This window comes from Actinoplanes oblitus (genome assembly GCF_030252345.1).
Classification (GTDB): Bacteria; Actinomycetota; Actinomycetes; order Mycobacteriales; family Micromonosporaceae; genus Actinoplanes; species Actinoplanes oblitus.
In genome coordinates this window covers 8342033-8361925 of sequence record NZ_CP126980.1, presented here as the reverse complement: position 1 = coordinate 8361925, position 19893 = coordinate 8342033, and the positions used below count along the sequence as shown (strand labels likewise).

The window sequence follows — 19893 nt, the reverse complement described above, 5'->3', positions numbered from 1 at the left end:
CGTGCGCCGTGGTGCGCCGGACCCGACCGTACCCAGACGGGAGAAGCACCCATGCCCCTCACCAGCACCACCGGCGGGCGTACCACCGAAACACGGCCGGCCCGGCCGGTGGCCACGGCCGCCGCCGCGCGGCCGGCCCGGCCCGGCGCGGACGGCGACGCCAACCGGCGGCAGGCCCGGTCGGTGGCCAAACAGCAGCAGGCGGCGGAGCGGATCGCCACCGCGACCGCGGAGATCTCCGCGCAGAACGCCGAGGCCGCCGAGGCGTCGCGTCAGCTCACCGAGTCGATGCAGCAGATCGCCGCGGGCGCCGAGGAGGCGTCCGGCGCGACCCAGCAGAGCCTGGCCGCGATGAACCAGATCGAGGACCGGGTCAACCGTCAGCAGCAGACCACCACCCAGGTAGCGGACCTCTCCCAGGCCCTGCAGGGCCTGCTGAACGAGACCCGGACCGGGATCAGCAACCTGCTCGCGAACGTGGACAGCGCGTCCGCCCGGCAGACCACCTCGGTGGTCACCATCACCGAACTGGAGAAGCAGGCCGACGAGATCGGCGAGATCGTCAAGACCGTGGCGCACATCGCCGACCAGACCAACCTGCTCGCGCTCAACGCCGCGATCGAGGCGGCCCGCGCCCGGCAGCACGGCAAGGGCTTCGCGGTGGTCGCCGACGAGGTGCGCACGCTCGCCGAGACCAGCGAGCGCAGCGCCCGGCAGATCCGCGACCTGATCGACGAGGTCCGCAACTCGGTGACCGACATCGCCGGGGCGGTGCAGACCTCCGCGGAGGCGGCGCGCAACGAGGTGGAGAAGGGCAAGACGATCACCTCGCAGCTGGAGACCATCCGGGCCGACATGGGCTCGATCATGGCCGGCGCGATGGAGATGGCCACCGCCGCCGAGCAGGCCAAGCGCTCCGCGGGCAACGCCAAGCAGCGGTCCGAGGAGATCGCCGCGGCGGCCGAGCAGCAGTCGGCGGCGTGCGAGGAGTCGCTGCAGACGGTCAGCCAGCAGTCCCAGGCGCTGCGGCAGAGCGAGCAGGCGGCCGAGGCGCTCGCCGAGGTGGCCGAGACGCTGCGCAGCAGCACCGACATCGCGAAGAGCGCCGAGGATGTGGCCTCGACCGCCGAGGAGCTGTCCGCGGCCGTCGAGGAGATCAACCGGGCCGCCACGCAGATCAACGTGGCGATCAACGAGATCAACACCGGCGCCCGGACCGCGGCCGAGAAGGGTGAGCAGACCTCCGTGGCGGTGTCCGAGATCGAGCGGGGCGCCCAGCTCTCGTCGGAGCGCGGCGGCGCCGCGGTGGAGCGCTCGGACGCGATCCTGGATCTGCTGGTCACCAACAAGGAGTCGGTCGACTCGATGATCGACGCGATCGGCACGGCGGCCCGGGAGGGCATCGAGAACGTCCGGAAGGTGACCGAGCTGGAGCAGATCTCGCGCCGGATCGACAAGATCGTCGACGCCATCGCGAACGTCTCGATCCAGACCAACATGCTCGCCGTGAACGGCTCGGTCGAGTCGGCCCGGGCCGGCGAGTTCGGCAAGGGCTTCGCGGTGGTCTCCACCGACATCCGCAACCTGGCCCGTGACTCGGCGGAGAACGCTGACCGGATCAAGGACCTGGTCAAGTCGGTGCAGGACCGGATCGTCGAGGTCCGCGGCGACCTGGAGGAGACCAGCCGGATGTCACTGGCCGAGGTGGAGTCGGCGAAGGCCACCACCGCCCGGCTGGAGGAGATCGAGCGGGACATGCAGCAGGTCCGGGGCGGCAACCTCGAGGTCCAGGAGGGCGCCGAGGCGATCGCCAAGGTGCTCGGCGAGGTCAAGATCGGGCTGGAGCAGATCGCCTCGTCTGCGAGCCAGGCCGAGCAGCTGGCCGGGCAGGCCTCGACCGCGGCCCGGGAGCAGGCGCAGGGCGCCGAGGAGTTGGCAGCCGCGGTGGAGGAGATCGCCGCGCTCGCCGACGAGCTGCAGAACGCCGGCTGAGCCGGCCGGGGAGGAGACGTCGATGAGCGTGGACGTGGACGAGGCCGCCGCGGCGGACCTCGACGAGGACAACGCGGACTATGTCACCTTCGACATGCTGGGGGAGCGGTACGCCTTCCCGATGCGTCGCGTGCAGGAGATCATCCGGATGCCCGCCGTGGTGCGGGTGCCGCTCGGGCCGCCGTCCCTGGAGGGGCTGGCCAACCTGCGCGGCCGGGTCCTCCCGGTGGTCAACCTGCGGCAGTGCTGCTCGATGGAGCAGGCCGAGCACGACGAGACCACCCGGGTGATAGTGGTCGACGGCGGGGTGCCGCTCGGCTTCGTGGTGGACCGGGTGGCCAGCGTGATCAGCATCGACCCGCAGGCGCTGGAGCCGGCCGACGCGGTGCAGGCCACGGTCCGCTCGGACGTGTTGGTCGGGGTGATCAAGTCGGGTGACGGCGAGATGACCACGGTGCTCGACGTGGATCAGCTGATCGGCAGCCAGTTCGCCCGGCTCGCCGAGAAACGGGTCGGTGGCGGCCGGGACGCGGCGTCCCGGATACCCGGTGACGAGGACCGCGACGGCGAGTCGGACGACACCCTGGAGCTGGTCAGCTTCGCGGTCGAGGGGCAGGAGTACGCCCTGCCGATCGACCAGGTGCAGGAGATCGTGCAGGCCCCGGAGTCGGTGAGCCGCGTCCCGAACGCGGGCAGCCGGGTGCTCGGCGTGATCGACCTGCGCGGCCGGCTGCTGCCGGTGGTGAGCATGCGCCAGGTCTTCGGGCTGCCGGTGACGCCGCTGGAGCCGCAGAACCGGATCGTCGTGGTCTCGCTGGAGGACGGCGTGGTCGGGGTGGTGATGGACACCGTGCGGGAGGTGCTGCGGGTGCCGCACCAGCTGGTGGCCCCGCTGCCCAGCGTGGTGACCGGCGACGGGCGGGCCACCGAGGTGGAGTCGGTGGTCCGGCTGGAGGACGGCAAACGGCTGGTCTCGGTGCTGAGCGTGAACCGGATGTTCGACTCGCCCGAGGTGCGCGACGAGATCGCCGACTACCGGGAGGACGACGCGGAGATGACTACGGAACGAGCCGGCCAGCCCGACGACAGCCGCGGCGACGAGGAGTTGTTCGTGGTGTTCCGGCTGGACGACGAGGAGTACGCGGTCGACGTCGACACGGTGCAGGAGATCATCCGGGTGCCGGAGGCGCTGATCCGCGTACCGAAGTCCTTCGATTTCGTCGAGGGTCTGGTCAATCTGCGGGGCACCGTGCTGCCGGTGGTGGATCTGCGGACCCGGCTGGGCCTGGGGCGAGCCGAACGGGACGAGCGGCAGCGGATCGTGGTGCTGATCATCGGCGGGGCCCGGACCGGGTTCATCGTCGACTCGGTGGCCGAGGTGGCCCGGGTCGGCCGCAACGTGCTGGAGCCGGCCCCGGAGCTCTCCGCCGAGCAGGCCCGGGTGGTCTCCCGGGTCGCCAACCTGCCCGACCAGCAGCGCATGTTGCTGCTGGTCCAGGTGGACCAGTTGCTGGAGGCCAGTCAGGCCGAGGTGGCGGCGGAGCTCTGCGAGGCCGCCGTCGACGAGGCTCTCGCCGGGGTTTGAGAAGAGTGTCCACCTCGGTCCTCGTTGTCGACGACTCGGCGCTGATGCGCCGGGCCCTGAAGGGCATGCTCACCGACGCCGGTGACTTCGACGTGCACACCGCTCGCAACGGGGTGGACGCGCTGGAGCAGCTGGACCGCGTCCAGCCGGACGTGGTGACCCTGGACGTGAACATGCCGGAGATGGACGGGCTCACCTGCCTGGCCAAGATCATGGAGCAGCGGCCCACCCCGGTGGTCATGGTTTCCTCGCTGACCGAGCACAACGCCCTGGTCACCCTGGAGGCGCTGGAACTGGGCGCGATCGACTACGTGCCCAAGCCCGGCGGCACGGTGTCGCTCAACATCGACGAGGTCTCGACCGAGCTGATCCGCAAGGTGCGGGGCGCGGCGACGGCGAGGCTGAAGCGGGCCGGCGGCCTGAGCGCGCGGATCCGGGCGCAGAGCGAGCGGGCCGCGGCGGCGCCGCCGCGCCGCCGGTCGACCGCGGCGGGCACCGTCGACCTGGTGCTGATCGGCTCCTCCACCGGTGGCCCGGCGCTGCTCTCCGACCTGCTTCCGCAGCTGCCGGCCACGCTCGGCGCCCCGGTGGTGCTCGCTCAGCACATCCCGGCGTCGTTCACCGGCCCGCTGGCCCGCCGGCTGGACGAGGAGTGCGCGCTGCGGGTGCACGAGGTCGACCGGATCATGACGGTGCGGCGCGGCAACATCTACATCGGCCGGGGCGGCGCCGACGTCGTCGTGGCCCGGCGCAGCGACGGCCTGATCGTCAAGAGCGTGCCGGCCGCCGAGGAGTACCGCTGGCATCCCAGCGTGGATCGGATGGTCGCCTCGGCGGCCCGCTACCTGGACCCGGCGCGGCTGGTCTGCGTGCTGCTGACCGGGATGGGCGACGACGGCGCCAAGGAGATGGGCGCGGTCAAGGCGGCCGGCGGGCGGACCATCGCCGAGGCCGAGGAGACCGCTGTGGTCTGGGGGATGCCGGGCGAGCTCGCCCGCCGGGGCGGCGCGACCGAGGTGCTGCCGGCGTACGAGATTCCCGACCGGCTGGCCGACTGGGTGTGCTGAGAAGGGTTGATCACTATGGGACTGGTCCGCAAGCAGGCCCCCGAACCTGAGGCGCCACAGGTTCTCGATACCGACGAGCTCGTCCGCCGGCTCGACGACCCGGATCCGGAGCTGCGCCGCGAGGCGGCGCTGGAGCTGACCGGGATCCCGGCGGCGGTGCCCGAGCTGCTGGCCCGGGTGGGGCTGGAGACCGAGCCGCGGGTCCGCGACGCGGTGCTCACCACCCTGGCCGCACACGACTCCGAGGCGGTGGCGGCCGGCCTGGCGGTGCACCTGGCCAGCGACGAGGCCGGGCTGCGGACCGCGGTGGCGGAGGCGCTGGCGACCATGCCGGGCTCGGTGCCGGCGCTGCTGCCCAGCCTGCTCGCGGCGCCGGACCACGACGTACGGGTGATGACCGCGATGGTGCTGGCCGACCTGCCCCACCCGGAGGCGAAGTCCTGGCTGGTCCGGATGATCGCCGAGGACCCGCACCCGAACGTGGTGACCGCCGCCATCGACGCGTTGCTGCCGGCCGCCTCGGCCGAGCACCGCCCGGTCCTGGAAGCGGCGGTGCTGCGCTTCCCGGACGACCCGTTCCTGGCCTTCACGGTCCGCGCGGCCCTGCCCCGACTCACCGGTACGGCGTGATGGCCGGCGCGACCACGAGCGGCTCGGCCCTGTCCGACGCCGACTTCGCACGATTCACCGAGTACTTCTACAAGCGCACCGGCATCCACTTCAGCCCGGGCAAGAGGTACTTCGTCGACAAGCGGATCGACAACTGCATCCGCGGCTCCCGGTACGACACGTTCGCGAGCTGGTTCGCCGCGCTCCGGATGAACGACCAGGCGATGCTGCAGGAGCTGATCAACCAGCTGACCGTCAACGAGACGTACTTCCTGCGCGAGGACTACCAGTTCGACGCGATGCTCGGCACCGTCCTGCCGAACGTGCTCGCCGCCCGCGGCGGGGTGAACCGGATCGTCGGCCCCATCAAGATCCTCTCGTTGCCCTGCTCGACCGGCGAGGAGCCGTACTCGATAGCGCTGCGCCTGCTCGAGGAGTGGGAGCACATCGACCACGTGGACGTGGAGATCCACGGGGCCGACATCGACAGTGACGTGCTGGACAAGGCCGCGCACGCCAGTTACGGCGAGCGGTCCCTGCAGCGGGTGCCGAAGGCCTGGGTGAACAAGTACTTCACCCCGGTCGGCGCCGGCCGCTACCAGGTCGACGAGGGCATCCGCAGCGCCGTGACGCTGCACCGGATGAACGTCTGCGACACCGCCGAGATGCGCCGGTTCCGGGAGTTCGACGTGATCTTCTGCCGCAACGTGCTGATCTACTTCGACGAGCTGTCCAGCCGCCGGGCCGCCGAGAACCTGTACGGCGCGCTGCGCCCGGGCGGCTACCTGTTCCTCGGGCACTCCGAGTCGATGAGCCGGATCTCGCCGATCTTCACCCCGGCCCGCCTGCCGGAGGGCATCGTCTATCAGCGACCGACCGGAGCGAAGTGATGACCCGGGTTTTAGTAGTCGACGACGCCGCCACGGTGCGGCTCTATCACACCAGCCTGCTGCGCGAGGCCGGGTTCGAGGTGGCCGAGGCGGCGAACGGCCTGGAGGCCGTGGAGGCGGCGATGACCACGCCCTTCGACCTGTTCGTGGTGGACGTCAACATGCCCAAGATGAACGGGTACGCCTGCGTGGAGACGCTGCGCTCGGAGACCGTCGGGACGGCCGCCCCGGTGCTGATGATCAGCACCGAGGACCGCCCCGGCGACGCCGACCGGGCCTATCAGGCGGGGGCGAACCTCTACCTGGTGAAGCCGGTGGCCGCCGAGCGATTGGTCCGGGTCGCCACCATGCTGACCACGGGGAAGGACCCGGCGGCATGAACCCGTTGCTCGCCCAGTTCCTCGCGGAGGCCAACGACCTGCTGGCCTCGGTCGACGACGGCCTGCTCCAACTGGAGCGCAACCCCGGCGACCCGGAGCTGGTCAACGAGGTGTTCCGGGCCGCGCACACGTTCAAGGGCTCGTCCGGGCTCTTCGACTTCCCGGAGCTGACCCGGCTCACCCACGCCGCCGAGGACCTGCTGGACGCGGTCCGCGGCGGCCGGCTGGCGCTCGACTCGGGGATGGCCGACGACCTGCTCGCCGCGTTCGACCTGATCCGCGGCTGGCTCGCGCACGTCACGGCGCACGAGCGCCTGCCGGCCACGGCCGGCCAGGACGCCGGCGGGCTGATCACCAAGTTGCGGGCCCCGCTCGGCGGGGGCGGCGAGTCACCGGCCGCCGATCAGGAGACCCCGCTTTCGGTACGCCCGATCGACCCGCCCCCGGAGTGGCTGGCGCATCTCGGCACCGACTGGCTCATCGAGACCGCGAACTGGCTCGCCACCACCTCGTCCACCATGCGTTTCGTCCGCTACCTGCCGGACCAGGACTGCTTCTTCCGCGCCGAGGACCCGCTGCACCTGGTCCGTCAGGTGCCCGGCCTGGACCGGCTCGCGGTGGTCCAGCCGGAGACCTGGCCCCCGGCCGAGGAGTACGACGAGTACGTCTGCCTGCTCTCCTTCGTGGTCGCCACCCGGGCCGCCGTCGGCGAGCTGGACTACCTGTTCCGGTACGTCCCCGACCAGATCACCGTCGTCGAGCTGGACGCCGCGGCGATCCACCGGCACCTGGAGGGCGAGGACGAGGAGGAGTTCGCCGTCGCGGCCCCGGCGCCCCGCCCGGACGCCCTGCACGTGGACCCGGAGCTGGCCGCCGACGCGCGGGCCGTGCTCACCGCCGCGCACCGCACCCTCGCCGTCGGCGAGCCGGCCGGCACCCAGCTGGTCGCCCTGACCGCCTCGGTCACCGCTGCCGCCCTCGCCCTCGGTGTCCCGCTGGACCTGACCGGCGCCGATCCGGCGGCGGTGAACGCCGCGATCGAGGGCGTGCTCGGCCGCGCCCCGGTGGAGCCGGCCGCCGAACCGCCGGGCGTCGACCATCCGGTGGTGGCGGCGCTGGCCGCCCCGCCCGCGCCGGTGCCCACCGCGACCGGTGCCGCCGCCGAGCCGGCGGGCCGGGCCGACGACCCGGGCGGGCAGGTCGGCACCCGGGTGCTCAAGGTCGACCAGGAGAAGGTGGACCGGCTGATGGAGCTGGTCGGCGAGCTGAACGTGGCCAAGAACGGCCTCACCTTCCTGGCCGCCGCGGCCGAGGAGGAGTTCGGCAGCCGGGCGCTCAGCCGCCGGATCAAGGATCAGTACGCCGGCCTGCACCGGATCGCCGAGGAGCTGCAGGCGGCCGTGATGGACGTCCGGATGCTGCCGCTCTCGGTCGCCTTCGGTCGTTTCCCGCGCCTGGTCCGGGACCTGAGCCGGCGGCTCGGCAAGACCATCGAGCTGGTCACCGAGGGCGAGGACACGATGGCCGACAAGGACGTCATCGAGGCACTCGGGGACCCGCTGGTGCACCTGGTGCGCAACAGCCTCGACCACGGGATCGAGACCTCCGACGAGCGGGTGGCGGCGGGCAAGCCGCCGGCCGCCCGGCTCACCCTCGCCGCGGTGGCCGACGGCGACGCGGTGCTGGTCGAGGTCTCCGACGACGGGCGCGGTGTCGATCCGGAGCGGGTCAAGCGGAAGGCGTACGAGAAGGGTCTGATCAGCGAGGAGGAGCTGGAGTCGCTCAGCGACAGCGACGCTGTCGATCTGGTCTTCCGCCCCGGCTTCTCGACCGCCGACCAGATCTCCGACCTGTCCGGCCGCGGTGTCGGGATGGACGCGGTCCGGGCCAGCGTGGAGAAGCTCGGCGGCAGCGTCACCATGCGCTCCGAACTGGGCACCGGCACTGTCACCAGGCTGCGGCTGCCGCTCTCCATGGCGGTCACCCAGGTGATGGTGGTCAGCGTGGCCGGGCAGCGTTTCGGCGTCCCGGTCGACCTGGTGGTGGAGACGGTCCGGGTGCCGGCCGCCGAGATGGGCCGGGTGCTGCACCAGGACGTGGTGGTGATGCGCGGCGAGGTGGTGCCGGTGATCGACCTGGCCCGGGCGCTGGAGATGCCCTGGTCGCCGGACCCGGCCCGGGACCTCGCGGTGCTCGTGGTCTCGGTGAACGGGCAGCGGATCGGCCTGCTGGTCGAGCAGTTCCACCGCGAGGTCGACGTGATCCTGAAACCGATGGAGGGACTGCTCGCGTACGCCGCGGAGTTCTCCGGCACCGCCCTGCTCGGCGACGGCCTGGTGCTGCTGGTGCTGAACCTGAAGGAGGTGCTCGGCCTTGCCGCTCGAGTTGCGTGACGAGAGCATCTCGCTGGTCGGGGTGGTCACCGTCGACGAGGTGGAACAGCTGGTCGGCTGGCTGCGCACCTGCCAGCGGCCGAAGGTGAGCCTGCGCCGATGCAACCATCTGCACACCGGTGCGCTCCAGGCCATGTTGCTGTTCCGGCCGAAGATTACCTCGGCACCGAAAGACGCCTTCTTGGCGTCGCAGGTACTTCCGCTGCTCACCGGGAGCTGCGGAGACACCAGCCGACAGGGGACCGAACCACCATGACCACCGTGATGCTCGTCGACGACTCCGCCACCATGCTGATGAGCCTGAAGTCCATCCTCACCAAGGCCGGGTACGCGGTGGAGACCGCCGCACACGGCAAGGAGGCGCTGGACAAGCTCGGCAAGGGGGTCAAGCCGAACCTGATCATCAGCGACGTGAACATGCCGCAGATGGACGGGATCACCTTCGCGCGTGAGGCGCGCAAGGCTCCGGGTATGCGGTTCACGCCGATCCTGATGCTCACCACCGAGTCGGAGCAGTCCAAGCGGGCCGAGGCGAAGAACGCCGGAGCCACCGGCTGGCTGGTCAAGCCGGTCGGACCGGACCAGCTGCTCGGCGTGATCAAGCAGGTCCTGCCCGGAGCCTGACAGGCCGTTCCATCGCAACGGAGGTATCGGATGCCCAGCCTTCTCCGCAGGCTCTCGCTCACCCCCGAACAACCGGAGGAGCAGGGCGTTCGGGGGGACGTCGTGGCCGAGGCCCTGGAGCCGATCCCGGCGTACTGCGACGTGATCGACGGCCACGTCAACGACGTCATCGACCAGACCGGGGAGGCCGCGCAGGCGATCATCCAGCAGCTGGTGAAGGTCGATGCGCTGGCGGAGGTGATGGCCGGCGACGTGTCCCAGCTCGCCGGCACCCTCAGCCGCACCGAGCGGGAGCTGGGCGAGGTCAGCTCGTCGAACGACCAGCTCGTCGGGCGCCTGATCGCCTACTTCCTCTACCGGGACCACCAGATCCGGGCGCTCGTCGACCAGATGCGTGATCTCGATCAGCACGTCAAGCAGATCGAGGAGGTCAGCCGGGCGACGAACATCCTCGCCCTGAACGCGATGATCGAAGCGGTCCGGGCCGGCGACGCCGGTGAGGGCTTCTCGGTGGTCGCCGACGAGGTGCGCAAACTCGCCCACCGCTCGTCGGAGGCGGCGCACGGCATCGGCAGCAACATCGCCGACCTGACCGCCAAGCTGGACGGGGTGCTCTCCGACGACACCCAGTTCGACAGGGCCCAGGAGTTCCCGCCGGCGTCCGAGGAGACCGCGATGACCCGCCGGCTGGGCGGTATCGCGAACGCCCAGCGGGAGATGTCGGAGATGGTCAGCGGCATCCTGCGGGACACCGTCGACGCCGCCCGGCAGGTGCAGCGCAGCTCCGACGAACTGGTCAAGGAGACCACCGGAGCGGTCGGACATGTCCAGTTCCAGGACATCAGCCGCCAGATGTTGGAACATGTGGCGGAAGCCGTCGCCGACGTGAGCCGTCAGGCCACGGCGGTCGCCGGGTACGCCCGGGGTGAGAGCAGCGCCGAAGAGATCCGGGATCAGGCCATCAACGTAGAGGACCTGCGCGCCAAGCACGTGATGGCCCGCCAGCGGTTCACCCACGCCGCACAGACCGGCTCGGATGCCGAGGCAGCGAACGAACCGTTGATCGAGTTGTTCTGAGCAGGGAAGAGGTCAGCGCGATGGCGCGCATCGAGGACTACGGCCAGGACCGGCCGACCGAGCAGGACGCGGTGAAGGCCTTCGGCGAGCTCCTCGGACCGAAGATGGCCGAGGGGCTGTGGAACCTCACCGTGCAGTCGCTCGGCCTGCAGCGGCCGATCAGCGACCCGGCCGACCTGCGCCGGGTGGCCGAGCACATGATGGAGGTGGGCGAGTTGAGCCGGGTGGCCGGCCGGTCGCTGAAAGTCCGGCTGATCACGTACGAGGCACTGGCCCGGACGGTCCAGCCGTGAGGATGCCGCAGTACCCGCAGCTGCACGACCCGGCCCGGCTGCGTGAAGTGGCCCGGCTCGGCCTGGATCGGGAGGCGCCGCGCGAGTACCTGGCCGGCATGGTCGAGGAGGTGGCCGGCCGGATCGGCACCCCGTTCGCGCTGGCGGACGCGCTGCTCAACGACGCCCAGGTGTTCCTGGCCGGTTGCGGGCCGGTACCGGCGTGGGTCGGCGAGGTGAACGGCACCCCGATCGAGTGGGCGTTCTGCACGCGGTTGCTGCCCGGCGGCCGGCCGCTGTTCATCCCGGACCTCACCGAGGACCCGGAGCACCGGGAGAACCCGCTGGTGCGGGTGGAGGGCGTGCGGTCGTACATCGGCGCGCCGCTGATCTCCTCGAACGGCCACATGCTGGGCGGCCTGTGCGCGCTCGACGTGCGGCCCCGGCAGTTCGACGAGGCCGACCTCGCGTACCTGTCCCGGATGGCCGCCGAGACGGTCCGCCGCATCGAGGAACACGCCGACCCGGCATCATGACCCCATGAGCTTCTCCCTGCCCATTCCCGCCGAGGCGAACGCCCTGCTGGACCGCGACCCGCTCGCCGTCCTGCTGGGCCTGGTCCTGGACCAGCAGATCACCATGGAGAAGGCGTTCACCTCGCCGCTGGTGCTGGCCGAGCGGCTGGGGCACGAGCCGACAGCCACCGAGCTCGCCGACTTCGACCCGGCGGCGCTGCTGGAGATCTTCGCGACGCCGCCCGCCCTGCACCGCTTCCCGAAGGCGATGGCGGCCCGGGTCCAGGACGTCTGCCGGGTGATCGCCGATCGGTACGACGGTGATGTCGCGGCGCTCTGGCGGGACGTGCCGACCGGTGCCGAGCTGTATCAGCGGATCTTCGCGTTGCCCGGGTTCGGCAAGCAGAAGGCGCAGATCTTCGTGGCCCTGCTGGGCAAGCAGCTCGGTGTCGAGCCGGCCGGGTGGCGGGCGGCCGCCGGTGGTTACGGCGAGGCCGGCGCGTACCGGTCGGTCGCCGACATCGTCGACGACGCGTCGCTGGCCAAGGTCCGCGAGTACAAGAAGGCGGCCAAGGCCGAGGCGAAGGCCGCGAAGGCGTAGTCCGGCCGGCCCGGTGCGCGGCGGCCGGGGCCGGGAAAGTTCGGTCCGGTTGGCCATGGTGGGCGGACCGGTGCGAGGATGGCGGGGTCGGACGGAGACCCCCGTGAAGAAGCAGCCCTCAGTGTTGATCACCGATGCCGCGCGCAGTCCTGGCGATCAGCTCCGCAGCCGGGAGATTCGCTACGTCACCATGATGAGCGCCCGGGTCGGCTGCCTCATCCTCGGCGGCGTCCTGATCAGCGCGCAGGTGCCGCTGCTGCCGCTCTGGCTGGTCCTCTGCGCGGCCGGCATGGTCTTCCTGCCCTGGGCCGCGGTGCTGATCGCGAACGACCGCGCGCCGAAAAGCAAGGCCGAACGGGCCGCCGACGCGGCCGCCCGGGAGCGGCACCAGATGGCCCTCAGCGAGGCGGCTCCGGTCGAGGAGGAGCCGGTCACCATCGACGCCGAGGTCGTCGACCCGCTCCGCACCGACAAGAACCCCTGAGATCAAGATCCGCATTTACGCGCGTCCGCTGTGGTGCGGATCGCATGCTCCCGCGCGGGCCGGGCGGGCTGATCTGGCCGCTGCGCGTCCATGACGATCAGCCCACCCTGCACGGCCCGTGGGTGGTCACCGGGAAGACCGCGGCCGGGCACCCAGGAGCCGCACCGCCGCCGCCCCGAGCGTGGCGCCGGCCGCCAATGCCGTGCCCGGTGACCCGCCGGCCAGCCACGACGCGAGCAGGCCGGCCGCGAACGCGTCGCCCGCGCCGGTGGGGTCCTTGACCGGCACCGGGACGGCCGGGGCGGACCACGAGGCACCGTCCCGCGCCGCCCACACGGCTCCGCCGGCACCCCGCTTGACCACGGCGTTGCGGACGTGCGCGGTGAGCCGGCGCGCCTGCTCGACGGCGGACCCCTCGCCGGCCAGCACGTCGGCCTCGTCGGCGTTGCACAGGAGCAGGTCGGCATCGCGTACCCAAGCGAGGAAGACCTCGGGTCCGGCGTCGCGCAACGGGGCAGCGGACGCCGCGTCGACGCTCACCGTGAGTCCGTGGTCCCGCGCGGCGGCCAGGGCCGCGAGGCCCGCCGGGCGGGAACCGGCGTGCAGCAGCGGATAGCCGGAGAGGTGCAGGTGCCCGCCGGGCGGCGCGGCGGCGATCGCCGCCGTCACGTGTGCCGGGCCGAGCAGCAGGCAGGCCGCCCGATCGGTGATCATCGTGCGCTCGTCGCCGCTGGTCAGGACCACCACGCTGCCGGTCGCGGCGCCCGGGAGCACCTGGATGGCGTCGCCCACCCCGGCCGCCGCCAGCTCGGCCACCCGGTCCTGGCCGGCCTGGTCGTCGCCGACCGCCGCGACCAGTGTGGTCCGCCGCCCGGCCGAGGCCAGCCAGGCGGCCGTGTTGGCCGCCTGGCCGCCACCAGCGACCCGGATCGCGGCAGCGGTGTCCGAGCCCGGCCGGATCGGCCCGTCGTGCTCCACCAGCACGTCGGTGACCAGGTCCCCGACGACGATCACCGGCCCCGTCTCAACCCGGTCCGTGCCGGCCCGGCCGGTCTGCGCCCGGCCCGTCCGAGCGTGGTCCGCCTGCGCGTGGCTCGTCTGGGCCGGGTCCGTCGGGACCCGGTCCGCTTCGGCCCGGCGCATGTCAGGCCGAGACGGAGAAGCCCACCGGCGCTGCCGTGCCGCCGCTCTCGGCCACCGCGATCCGGGCGGCCAGGGCGGCGTTGCGCAGGATGATCCGGACGTTCGTCGCCAGGCTCTGCCCCTCGGTGCTGGAGTGGAAGTGCGCCAGCAGGAACGGGGTGACCGCCTTGCCGGTGATGCCCTCCTCGGCCAGCAGCGCCAGCCCGGACTCCAGGGTCCGGTCGTGCAGCGCCGGGTCCAGTTGCTCGTCGGCCGGCAGCGGGTTGGCCAGCACCAGCGCGCCGGTCGTCACGTCCTGGTCGCGGCGGGCCCGGATGAAGTCGGCCACCTGCTCCGGCGAATCGAGCTGCCAGTCCACGTCGAAGCCGCCGTCGGTGATGAAGAAGCCGGGGAAGCGCCGGGTGCCGTAACCGGCCACCGACACCCCGAGGGTCTCCAGCCGCTCCAGGGTGGCGCCCACGTCCAGGATCGACTTGACCCCGGCGCAGACCACCACGATCGGGGTGCGGGCCAGCGCGGTCAGGTCGGCCGACTCGTCGAAGGTGAGGTTCGCCTCCCGGTGCACCCCGCCCAGGCCGCCGGTGGCGAACACGCCGATCCCGGCCGCGGCGGCGACCGCGCTGGTCGCGGCGACAGTGGTGGCGCCGTCCGCCCGCTTGGCCGCGGCGATCGCCAGGTCGCGGACGGAGAGTTTGGCCACGTCGCCGGCGAGCGCCAGATGCTCGATCTGGGCGTCGTCGAGACCGGCGACGAGCTCGCCGCCGATCATGCCGATGGTGGCCGGCACGGCGCCGTTGTCCCGGACGGTCTGCTCGATCTCCCGGGCCACCCGGAGGTTGTCCGGATGCGGCAGCCCGTGCGAGATGATCGTGCTCTCCAGGGCCACCACCGGCCGGCCGTCGCGGCGCGCACGGGTCACGTGGTCGCCGAAGCGAATAGCGAAGTCAGTCACGCCGCCAACGGTACGGCCCGGGCCTGCTGCGTTGTCGTTGGACCGACCAGGCGTGAGGTGTCAGACTTGTCGGCTGGAGCTTTCCCTCCACCGACTTAGTGATCTTCGAAGGGCAGATACCTGTGAGCACCCAGATCCTCGAGCGTCCGGAGACCAAGGACGCCGACACCGGTCCGGAGATGTTCCACTACGTGCGCAAGGAGAAGATCGCGGAAAGTGCCGTGATGGGCACCTACGTGATCGCGCTGTGCGGGGAGACCTTCCCGGTGACCAAAACGCCGAAACCGGGTTCCCCGGTGTGTCCGGCGTGCAAGGAGATCTACGAAGCCATGAAGGCCTGACCGGGGCGTGACGGGCGGATATGGACTGCTCGTCGCGGATCTGATCGGGGTCGCGGTGTTCGCCGCCTCCGGCGCCTCGGCCGGCGTCGCGAAACGCCTCGACCTGTTCGGGGTGGCGTTCGTGGGTTTCGCGGCCGCCCTGGGTGGCGGGATCCTGCGCGACCTGACGATTGGTGCCGTCCCGCCGCTGGCCTTCGCCGACTGGCGCTACGCGGTGACCGCGGTGCTCGCCTCGGTCGGGGTCTTCTGGCTGCACCCGCGGCTGAACCGGGTGCGCCGGGCGGTGCTGGTCCTGGACGCGGCCGGGCTCGGCCTGTTCACCGCGACCGGCACGCTCAAGGCGCTGGCCGCCGGGGTGCCGCCGGTCGGCGCCTGCCTGCTCGGCATGCTCACCGCGATCGGCGGTGGTCTGACCCGCGACCTGCTCACCGGGGAGATCCCGATCGTGCTGCAACGCGACATCTACGCGATCGTCGCCCTCGGCGGCGCGATTCTTGTCACCATTCTGCAGCGGCTCGGCGTCACCGGCCTGCTTCCGCTGGTCACCGCCGCGGCGCTGATGACCGGGGTGCGCCTGCTGGCGCTCTACCGCCGGTGGTCGGCCCCGGTCGCCGTGCCGTAACCCACGGATCGACCCGGTCCGCGGCTATGCTGGTACCTCGCCTCCGCGACCTACGCCGCGGGGGTTTTTCCATGGATGAAGGGATCACCGGAGCTTGAGCCCGCCTCTGCCGAACCTGGAGATCTTCCCGCCGCTGCGGGCTTGGCAGCGCAAGGCGATGGTGGAATATCTGCGCCGCCGTTCCGAGGACTTCATGGCCGTGGCGACGCCCGGCGCCGGCAAGACCACGTTCGCCCTGCGGATCGCCGCGGAGATGCTGGTCGACGGCACGGTGGACGCGGTCACCGTGGTCTGCCCGACCGAGCACCTGAAGACCCAGTGGGCGCAGGCGGCGGCCCGGGTCGGCATCCAGCTCGACCCCCGGTTCCGCAACTCCGAGATCCACTCGTCGCGTGACTTCCACGGGGCGGTGGTGACGTACGCCCAGGTCGGCATGGCTCCGCAGGTGCACAAGCGGCGTACCGTCACCCGGCGCACCTTCGTGATCCTGGACGAGATCCACCACGCCGGCGACTCGCGGACCTGGGGTGACGGGGTCAAGGACGCGTTCGAACCGGCCGAGCGGCGACTGCTGCTGACCGGCACCCCGTTCCGCTCCGACGAGAACCCGATCCCGTTCGTGCAGTACGAGCGCGGCATGGACGGCATCCAGCGGTCCAAGGCCGACTCGGTCTACGGCTACGCGGACGCGCTGAAGGACCGGGTCGTGCGGCCGGTCATGTTCATGGCGTACTCCGGGGAGACCCGGTGGCGCACCAACGCCGGTGACGAGCTGGCCGCCCGGCTCGGCGAGCCGATGACCAAGGACCTGATCGCACAGGCCTGGCGGACCGCCCTGGACCACCGGGGCGAGTGGATGCCGCAGGTGATGCAGGCCGCCCACAACCGGCTGCTGCGCGTCCGTGAGGGCATGCCGGACGCCGGCGGGCTGGTCATCGCCAGCGACCAGACGGCCGCCCGGGCGTACGCGAAGTTGCTGCACGACCTGACCGGCGAGTCGCCCACCGTGGTCCTCTCCGACGACGACGGCGCCTCCGGCCGGATCGCCGAGTTCTCCGCGTCGGACAAGCTGTGGATGGTCGCGGTCCGGATGGTGTCCGAGGGTGTCGACATCCCGCGGCTGGCCGTCGGTGTCTACGCGACCAGCGCCTCCACGCCGCTCTACTTCGCCCAGGCGATCGGCCGGTTCGTCCGGTCCCGGCAGCCCGGCGAGACCGCCACCGTCTTCCTGCCCAGCGTCCCGCACCTGCTCGGGCTGGCCAGCGAGATGGAGGCGGAACGCAACCACGTCCTGGGCGCGCCCAAGGAGAAGGACGGCCTCGACGACGAGCTGCTGGAGCGGGCGCAGAAGTCCGAGGACGCGATCGGCGACCTGGAGAAGCAGTTCGAGGCGCTGTCGGCGACGGCGGAGCTGCAGGAGGTCATCTACGACGGCACCTCGTTCGGCGTGCCGGCCCGGACCGGCACCGCTGAGGAGGCCGACTACCTCGGCCTGCCCGGCCTGCTCACCCCGGACGAGGTGACCATGCTGCTGAACAAGCGGCAGACCGAGCAGCTCGCCGTGCAGAAGAGGCTGGAGCAGGAGGCGGCGAAGAACGCGCCGGAGCCGGCCCCGCGCGAGCCGGTCGTGCAGATGAGCGCGGGGGAGCGGCGGGCCACCCTGCGCCGCCAGCTGAACACCCTGGTCGCGGCGCACCACCACCGGACCAACCTGCCGCACGGGAAGATCCACGCGGAGTTGCGGCGGCTCTGTGGGGGGCCGCCGAGCGCGCAGGCCACCATCGAGCAGCTGGAAGAGCGGATCGCCACCATCCAGACGTTCTAGCCCCCTCCGGGCCGCCTGAGCGGCCTCCCGGCCCGCTCCCGGCCGGCGCTCGCTGCTTGCTCGGTCCCACGCCCCTTTCCCGGCTTCCGATCCCGGGTTTCCCTCGCTTCGCCCCTCCGGCGGCCGATCAGTGCCCCCGGAGGGGTGTTTTCTATGCGCGAGACCACACTGCACGCCGTGCGCCTGCTGGAACGGGCGCAGACCGGTGACGCGGCCGCCGTGCTGGCCGAGGCGGAGACGGCCCTCCGGGCGGCCACCGGCGACCTCGCCGACGGGCCGGCCTGCATGCACTTCGTCCGGGTGGTGGCCTTCATCGCGCGGGGCGACCAGCGGGCCGCGATCGAGGCGGCCGAGCCGATGCTGCGGGCCGCCGAGCGGGAGGGCAGCCGTGGCTGGCAGGCCGCGGCCCTGGCCAGCCGCGCCTGGCAGCGCCTTCGCCTGGCCGAGTCGCCGGGACCGTCCGCTTCTCCCGCCCTCCCCACCGCTCCGGAAACGTCGGCTTCTTCCGGACCATCGGTTTCTTCCGGGCCGTCGGCTTCTTTCGGGCCGTCGGCTTCGTCCGGGCCGGTCGACGGCGACCGCGACATCGACGAGGTGCTGCGCGACCTGGTCGCCGCAGAGATGCTGGTCGAGGGCGAGCCGGACCCGGTGGCGGCCGTCAACTCCCGGGTCGCGGTCGCCATCGGCTGGTACGAACTCCGCCTCTACGAGCTGGTCGAGCCGCAGTTCCAGAGCGCGTACGACATGAGCACCGCGGACGGCGCGCAGAACGGCAACCGCGCGATGTGGCTGCTCAACCTCGCCGAGATGCACCTGCGCTGGGCCCTGGAGCTCTATCAGATCCACCGGGTCGCCGAGGCGGAGAGCCACACCGCCGAAGCCGAGCGGTACGCCACCCGGGCCGCCGCCGAGGTCTCCGGCGCCGGCGCGGTCACCTGGCGGGACAACGCGCTGCTCTACGCCGCCTGCTCGCGCGCCGACCGGCACGACCCGGCCGGCGCCGCCTCGGACATCGAGTACTACACCCGGCGGCTGCGCGACCGCGGCTTCCCGGCCGAGGCCCTGGCCATCAGCCGGCCGTTCCACGGGGTGGCGCTGCTCCGCTCCGGTCGCCCCGACGAGGCCCTGGCGGTGATGGCCGCTGCCGCCGACGACCTGCCGCCGGACGCGGACTGGCTGGTGGTCGCCAGCACCCACCGCACCCGTGCCGTCCTACTCGCCCACCGCGGGTCCCGGGACGCCGAAGCCACCCTTGCCTACGGCGACAGCCTGGCCGCTGCCCTCTGGCGCCAGCGCCTGAACACCCTGCACGCCGTACGCACCCGGTACGACCTGGAGCAGCTGCGCGCCCAGCACGAGCAGGTGGCCCGGGCGGCCGAGGCGGACCCGCTGACCGGGATCGCCAACCGGCGGGCGTTCGACAGTGCCGTGCGGTCGGCCGCCGACCGCCCGGGAAGTGTCGCGGTCCTGCTGGTCGACACCGACAAGTTCAAGCTGATCAACGACACCCGGGGTCACGCCGCGGGCGACGCCGCGCTGCGTTCGATCGCCGCGGCGCTCGCCGCCCAGGTCGGCCCCGGTGATCTGGTGGTCCGCCTCGGCGGCGACGAGTTCGCCGCCCTGCTGCCGGGGGCCGGCCCGGCCGAGGCCGCCGCGGTGGCGACCCGCATGGTCCGCGCGGTGCGCGAGATCCCGGACTGCGTCGCCACGGTCAGCATCGGTGTGGCTGTCGCCCCGGCCGCCACCGTCACCGAAGCCCTGTGCCGTGCCGACGAGGCGATGTACCGAGCCAAACGCCAAGGCGGCGACAACGTCGAGCTGGCACCTGCCCCGGCCCTCCGAGCAGCCGCCTGATCCACCTGAGCACCCCGCGCGGGCCCGTCCTGTCCCGGGCAGCGCCGCCGCCTGACTCGTGTGGTCGTCTCTGCCCGCGCGACGGTCGTGGCGGGCAGCGCCGGCCTGGTTCGTTCCGGCTGCCCGACCGCGCCGCCGGACCCGCGGCAGCCCGGTCCCCGCCGTTGTCCCGGCCCATACCGCGGGTGGGCGGGCGGCGGTAGACGGGCACGCGGAAAGGGCGCCCCGCAGGAGGCGCCCTTTCGTCACGCGTCTTTAGTTGGGGGACCGCTGTTAGCTGTTAGTTGCTGGAGTTCGACATCATGCTTGCGCCTCGCCAGGTGAACTCCGGATCGGCGGAGAACTGCACCGCGATCTTCACCAGGTCCTCGGCGTAACGGTTGGCGTGGTGGCCGCAGAAGACCAGATCGCCACCGCCCGCCAGTGTCAAACGGAGCTTCCCGGCTGCATTGCAGCGGTCGCACCGTTCATCGGCTGCTAGGCCGGACAGATTTCCCGCCGGCGGCGTGAGGGTCGGGGTCATCGCCTTCCTCCTCTGTTCGTCACCGATGAACATGTTCCTCGGCTACTGCTCACACATCGTGCAACACCCTGCGACGTTGCAGCCTTCCCAGAGTGCCCCGGGGGGACCGAGGTCACACCGGTTCCGACTAGTGTGCCGTGATCC

General features: G+C 72.0%; 21 protein-coding genes. 18 read left to right on the top strand and 3 right to left on the bottom strand.

The genetic code is table 11. The annotated features are described in order from the left end of the window. Positions 1-51: 51 nt before the first annotated feature. The 14 genes from Actob_RS37110 (at position 52) to Actob_RS37045 (ending at position 12489) form a co-directional block, all read left to right on the top strand. Positions 52-1992 (top strand): methyl-accepting chemotaxis protein, encoded by a 1941-nt coding sequence (locus Actob_RS37110; protein WP_284916632.1) that lies wholly within the window; start codon positions 52-54, stop codon positions 1990-1992. Positions 1993-2014: 22 nt separating this feature from the next. Next, on the top strand, positions 2015-3577 hold the full coding sequence (locus Actob_RS37105; RefSeq protein ID WP_284916631.1) for a chemotaxis protein CheW: 1563 nt from the start codon (positions 2015-2017) through the stop codon (positions 3575-3577). A gap of 5 nt (positions 3578-3582) precedes the next feature. Continuing rightward, positions 3583-4644: a chemotaxis-specific protein-glutamate methyltransferase CheB gene (gene cheB / locus Actob_RS37100; protein ID WP_284916630.1), complete on the top strand. Its 1062-nt coding sequence runs from the start codon at positions 3583-3585 to the stop codon at positions 4642-4644. 15 nt (positions 4645-4659) lie between these two features. Further along, a complete protein-coding gene (locus Actob_RS37095; RefSeq protein WP_284916629.1) occupies positions 4660-5274 on the top strand; it encodes a HEAT repeat domain-containing protein in 615 nt (204 codons plus the stop codon). Next, positions 5274-6143: a CheR family methyltransferase gene (locus tag Actob_RS37090; RefSeq protein ID WP_284916628.1), complete on the top strand. Its 870-nt coding sequence runs from the start codon at positions 5274-5276 to the stop codon at positions 6141-6143. The genes Actob_RS37095 and Actob_RS37090 overlap by 1 nt, the downstream gene beginning before the upstream one ends. Beyond that, complete coding sequence (locus Actob_RS37085) at positions 6143-6523, top strand: response regulator (RefSeq protein ID WP_185037344.1); 381 nt, start codon at positions 6143-6145, stop codon at positions 6521-6523. The genes Actob_RS37090 and Actob_RS37085 overlap by 1 nt, the downstream gene beginning before the upstream one ends. After that, positions 6520-8916: a chemotaxis protein CheA gene (locus Actob_RS37080; protein WP_284916627.1), complete on the top strand. Its 2397-nt coding sequence runs from the start codon at positions 6520-6522 to the stop codon at positions 8914-8916. The genes Actob_RS37085 and Actob_RS37080 overlap by 4 nt, the downstream gene beginning before the upstream one ends. Further along, positions 8897-9172: a hypothetical protein gene (locus Actob_RS37075; RefSeq protein WP_284916626.1), complete on the top strand. Its 276-nt coding sequence runs from the start codon at positions 8897-8899 to the stop codon at positions 9170-9172. Before Actob_RS37080 ends, Actob_RS37075 begins: the two co-directional genes overlap by 20 nt. Then, complete coding sequence (locus Actob_RS37070) at positions 9169-9540, top strand: response regulator (protein WP_284916625.1); 372 nt, start codon at positions 9169-9171, stop codon at positions 9538-9540. Before Actob_RS37075 ends, Actob_RS37070 begins: the two co-directional genes overlap by 4 nt. Positions 9541-9570: 30 nt before the next feature. Continuing rightward, positions 9571-10617 (top strand): methyl-accepting chemotaxis protein, encoded by a 1047-nt coding sequence (locus tag Actob_RS37065; RefSeq protein ID WP_284916624.1) that lies wholly within the window; start codon positions 9571-9573, stop codon positions 10615-10617. Between the two features lie 20 nt (positions 10618-10637). Continuing rightward, positions 10638-10910, top strand: coding sequence for a hypothetical protein (locus tag Actob_RS37060; RefSeq protein ID WP_284916623.1), 273 nt, complete (start codon positions 10638-10640; stop codon positions 10908-10910). A 2-nt stretch (positions 10911-10912) separates the two neighbouring features. Further along, positions 10913-11425 (top strand): GAF domain-containing protein, encoded by a 513-nt coding sequence (locus Actob_RS37055; protein ID WP_284922460.1) that lies wholly within the window; start codon positions 10913-10915, stop codon positions 11423-11425. Positions 11426-11429: 4 nt separating this feature from the next. Further along, complete coding sequence (locus Actob_RS37050; protein WP_284916621.1) at positions 11430-12005, top strand: HhH-GPD-type base excision DNA repair protein; 576 nt, start codon at positions 11430-11432, stop codon at positions 12003-12005. A gap of 121 nt (positions 12006-12126) precedes the next feature. After that, positions 12127-12489 carry a DUF3099 domain-containing protein gene (locus Actob_RS37045; RefSeq protein ID WP_407653482.1) on the top strand — a complete coding sequence of 121 codons (363 nt, stop codon included), beginning with the start codon at positions 12127-12129 and terminating at the stop codon, positions 12487-12489. Between the two features lie 126 nt (positions 12490-12615). Here Actob_RS37045 and Actob_RS37040 read toward each other — a convergent pair whose 3' ends face one another. Then, a complete protein-coding gene (locus Actob_RS37040) occupies positions 12616-13503 on the bottom strand; it encodes a carbohydrate kinase family protein (protein ID WP_284916618.1) in 888 nt (295 codons plus the stop codon). A gap of 130 nt (positions 13504-13633) precedes the next feature. Then, positions 13634-14584: a pseudouridine-5'-phosphate glycosidase gene (locus Actob_RS37035; RefSeq protein ID WP_284916616.1), complete on the bottom strand. Its 951-nt coding sequence runs from the start codon at positions 14582-14584 to the stop codon at positions 13634-13636. Positions 14585-14700: 116 nt separating this feature from the next. Between Actob_RS37035 and Actob_RS37030 the strand changes: the two genes are divergently transcribed. The 4 genes from Actob_RS37030 (at position 14701) to Actob_RS37015 (ending at position 19226) form a co-directional block, all read left to right on the top strand. Next, positions 14701-14925, top strand: a complete 225-nt coding sequence (locus Actob_RS37030) for a DUF3039 domain-containing protein (RefSeq protein WP_284922459.1) — start codon at positions 14701-14703, stop codon at positions 14923-14925. A gap of 7 nt (positions 14926-14932) precedes the next feature. Next, the gene (locus tag Actob_RS37025; RefSeq protein WP_284916615.1) at positions 14933-15547 is read left to right on the top strand and encodes a trimeric intracellular cation channel family protein; all 615 of its coding nucleotides are present in this window, start codon (positions 14933-14935) and stop codon (positions 15545-15547) included. 157 nt (positions 15548-15704) lie between these two features. Then, complete coding sequence (locus Actob_RS37020) at positions 15705-17372, top strand: DEAD/DEAH box helicase (RefSeq protein WP_407653740.1); 1668 nt, start codon at positions 15705-15707, stop codon at positions 17370-17372. A gap of 153 nt (positions 17373-17525) precedes the next feature. Then, on the top strand, positions 17526-19226 hold the full coding sequence (locus tag Actob_RS37015; RefSeq protein WP_284916613.1) for a GGDEF domain-containing protein: 1701 nt from the start codon (positions 17526-17528) through the stop codon (positions 19224-19226). Between the two features lie 280 nt (positions 19227-19506). On the opposite strand, the gene Actob_RS37010 is transcribed toward Actob_RS37015, so the two are convergent. Continuing rightward, a complete protein-coding gene (locus Actob_RS37010; RefSeq protein ID WP_284916612.1) occupies positions 19507-19749 on the bottom strand; it encodes a DUF7455 domain-containing protein in 243 nt (80 codons plus the stop codon). Between the last annotated feature and the right edge of the window lie 144 nt (positions 19750-19893).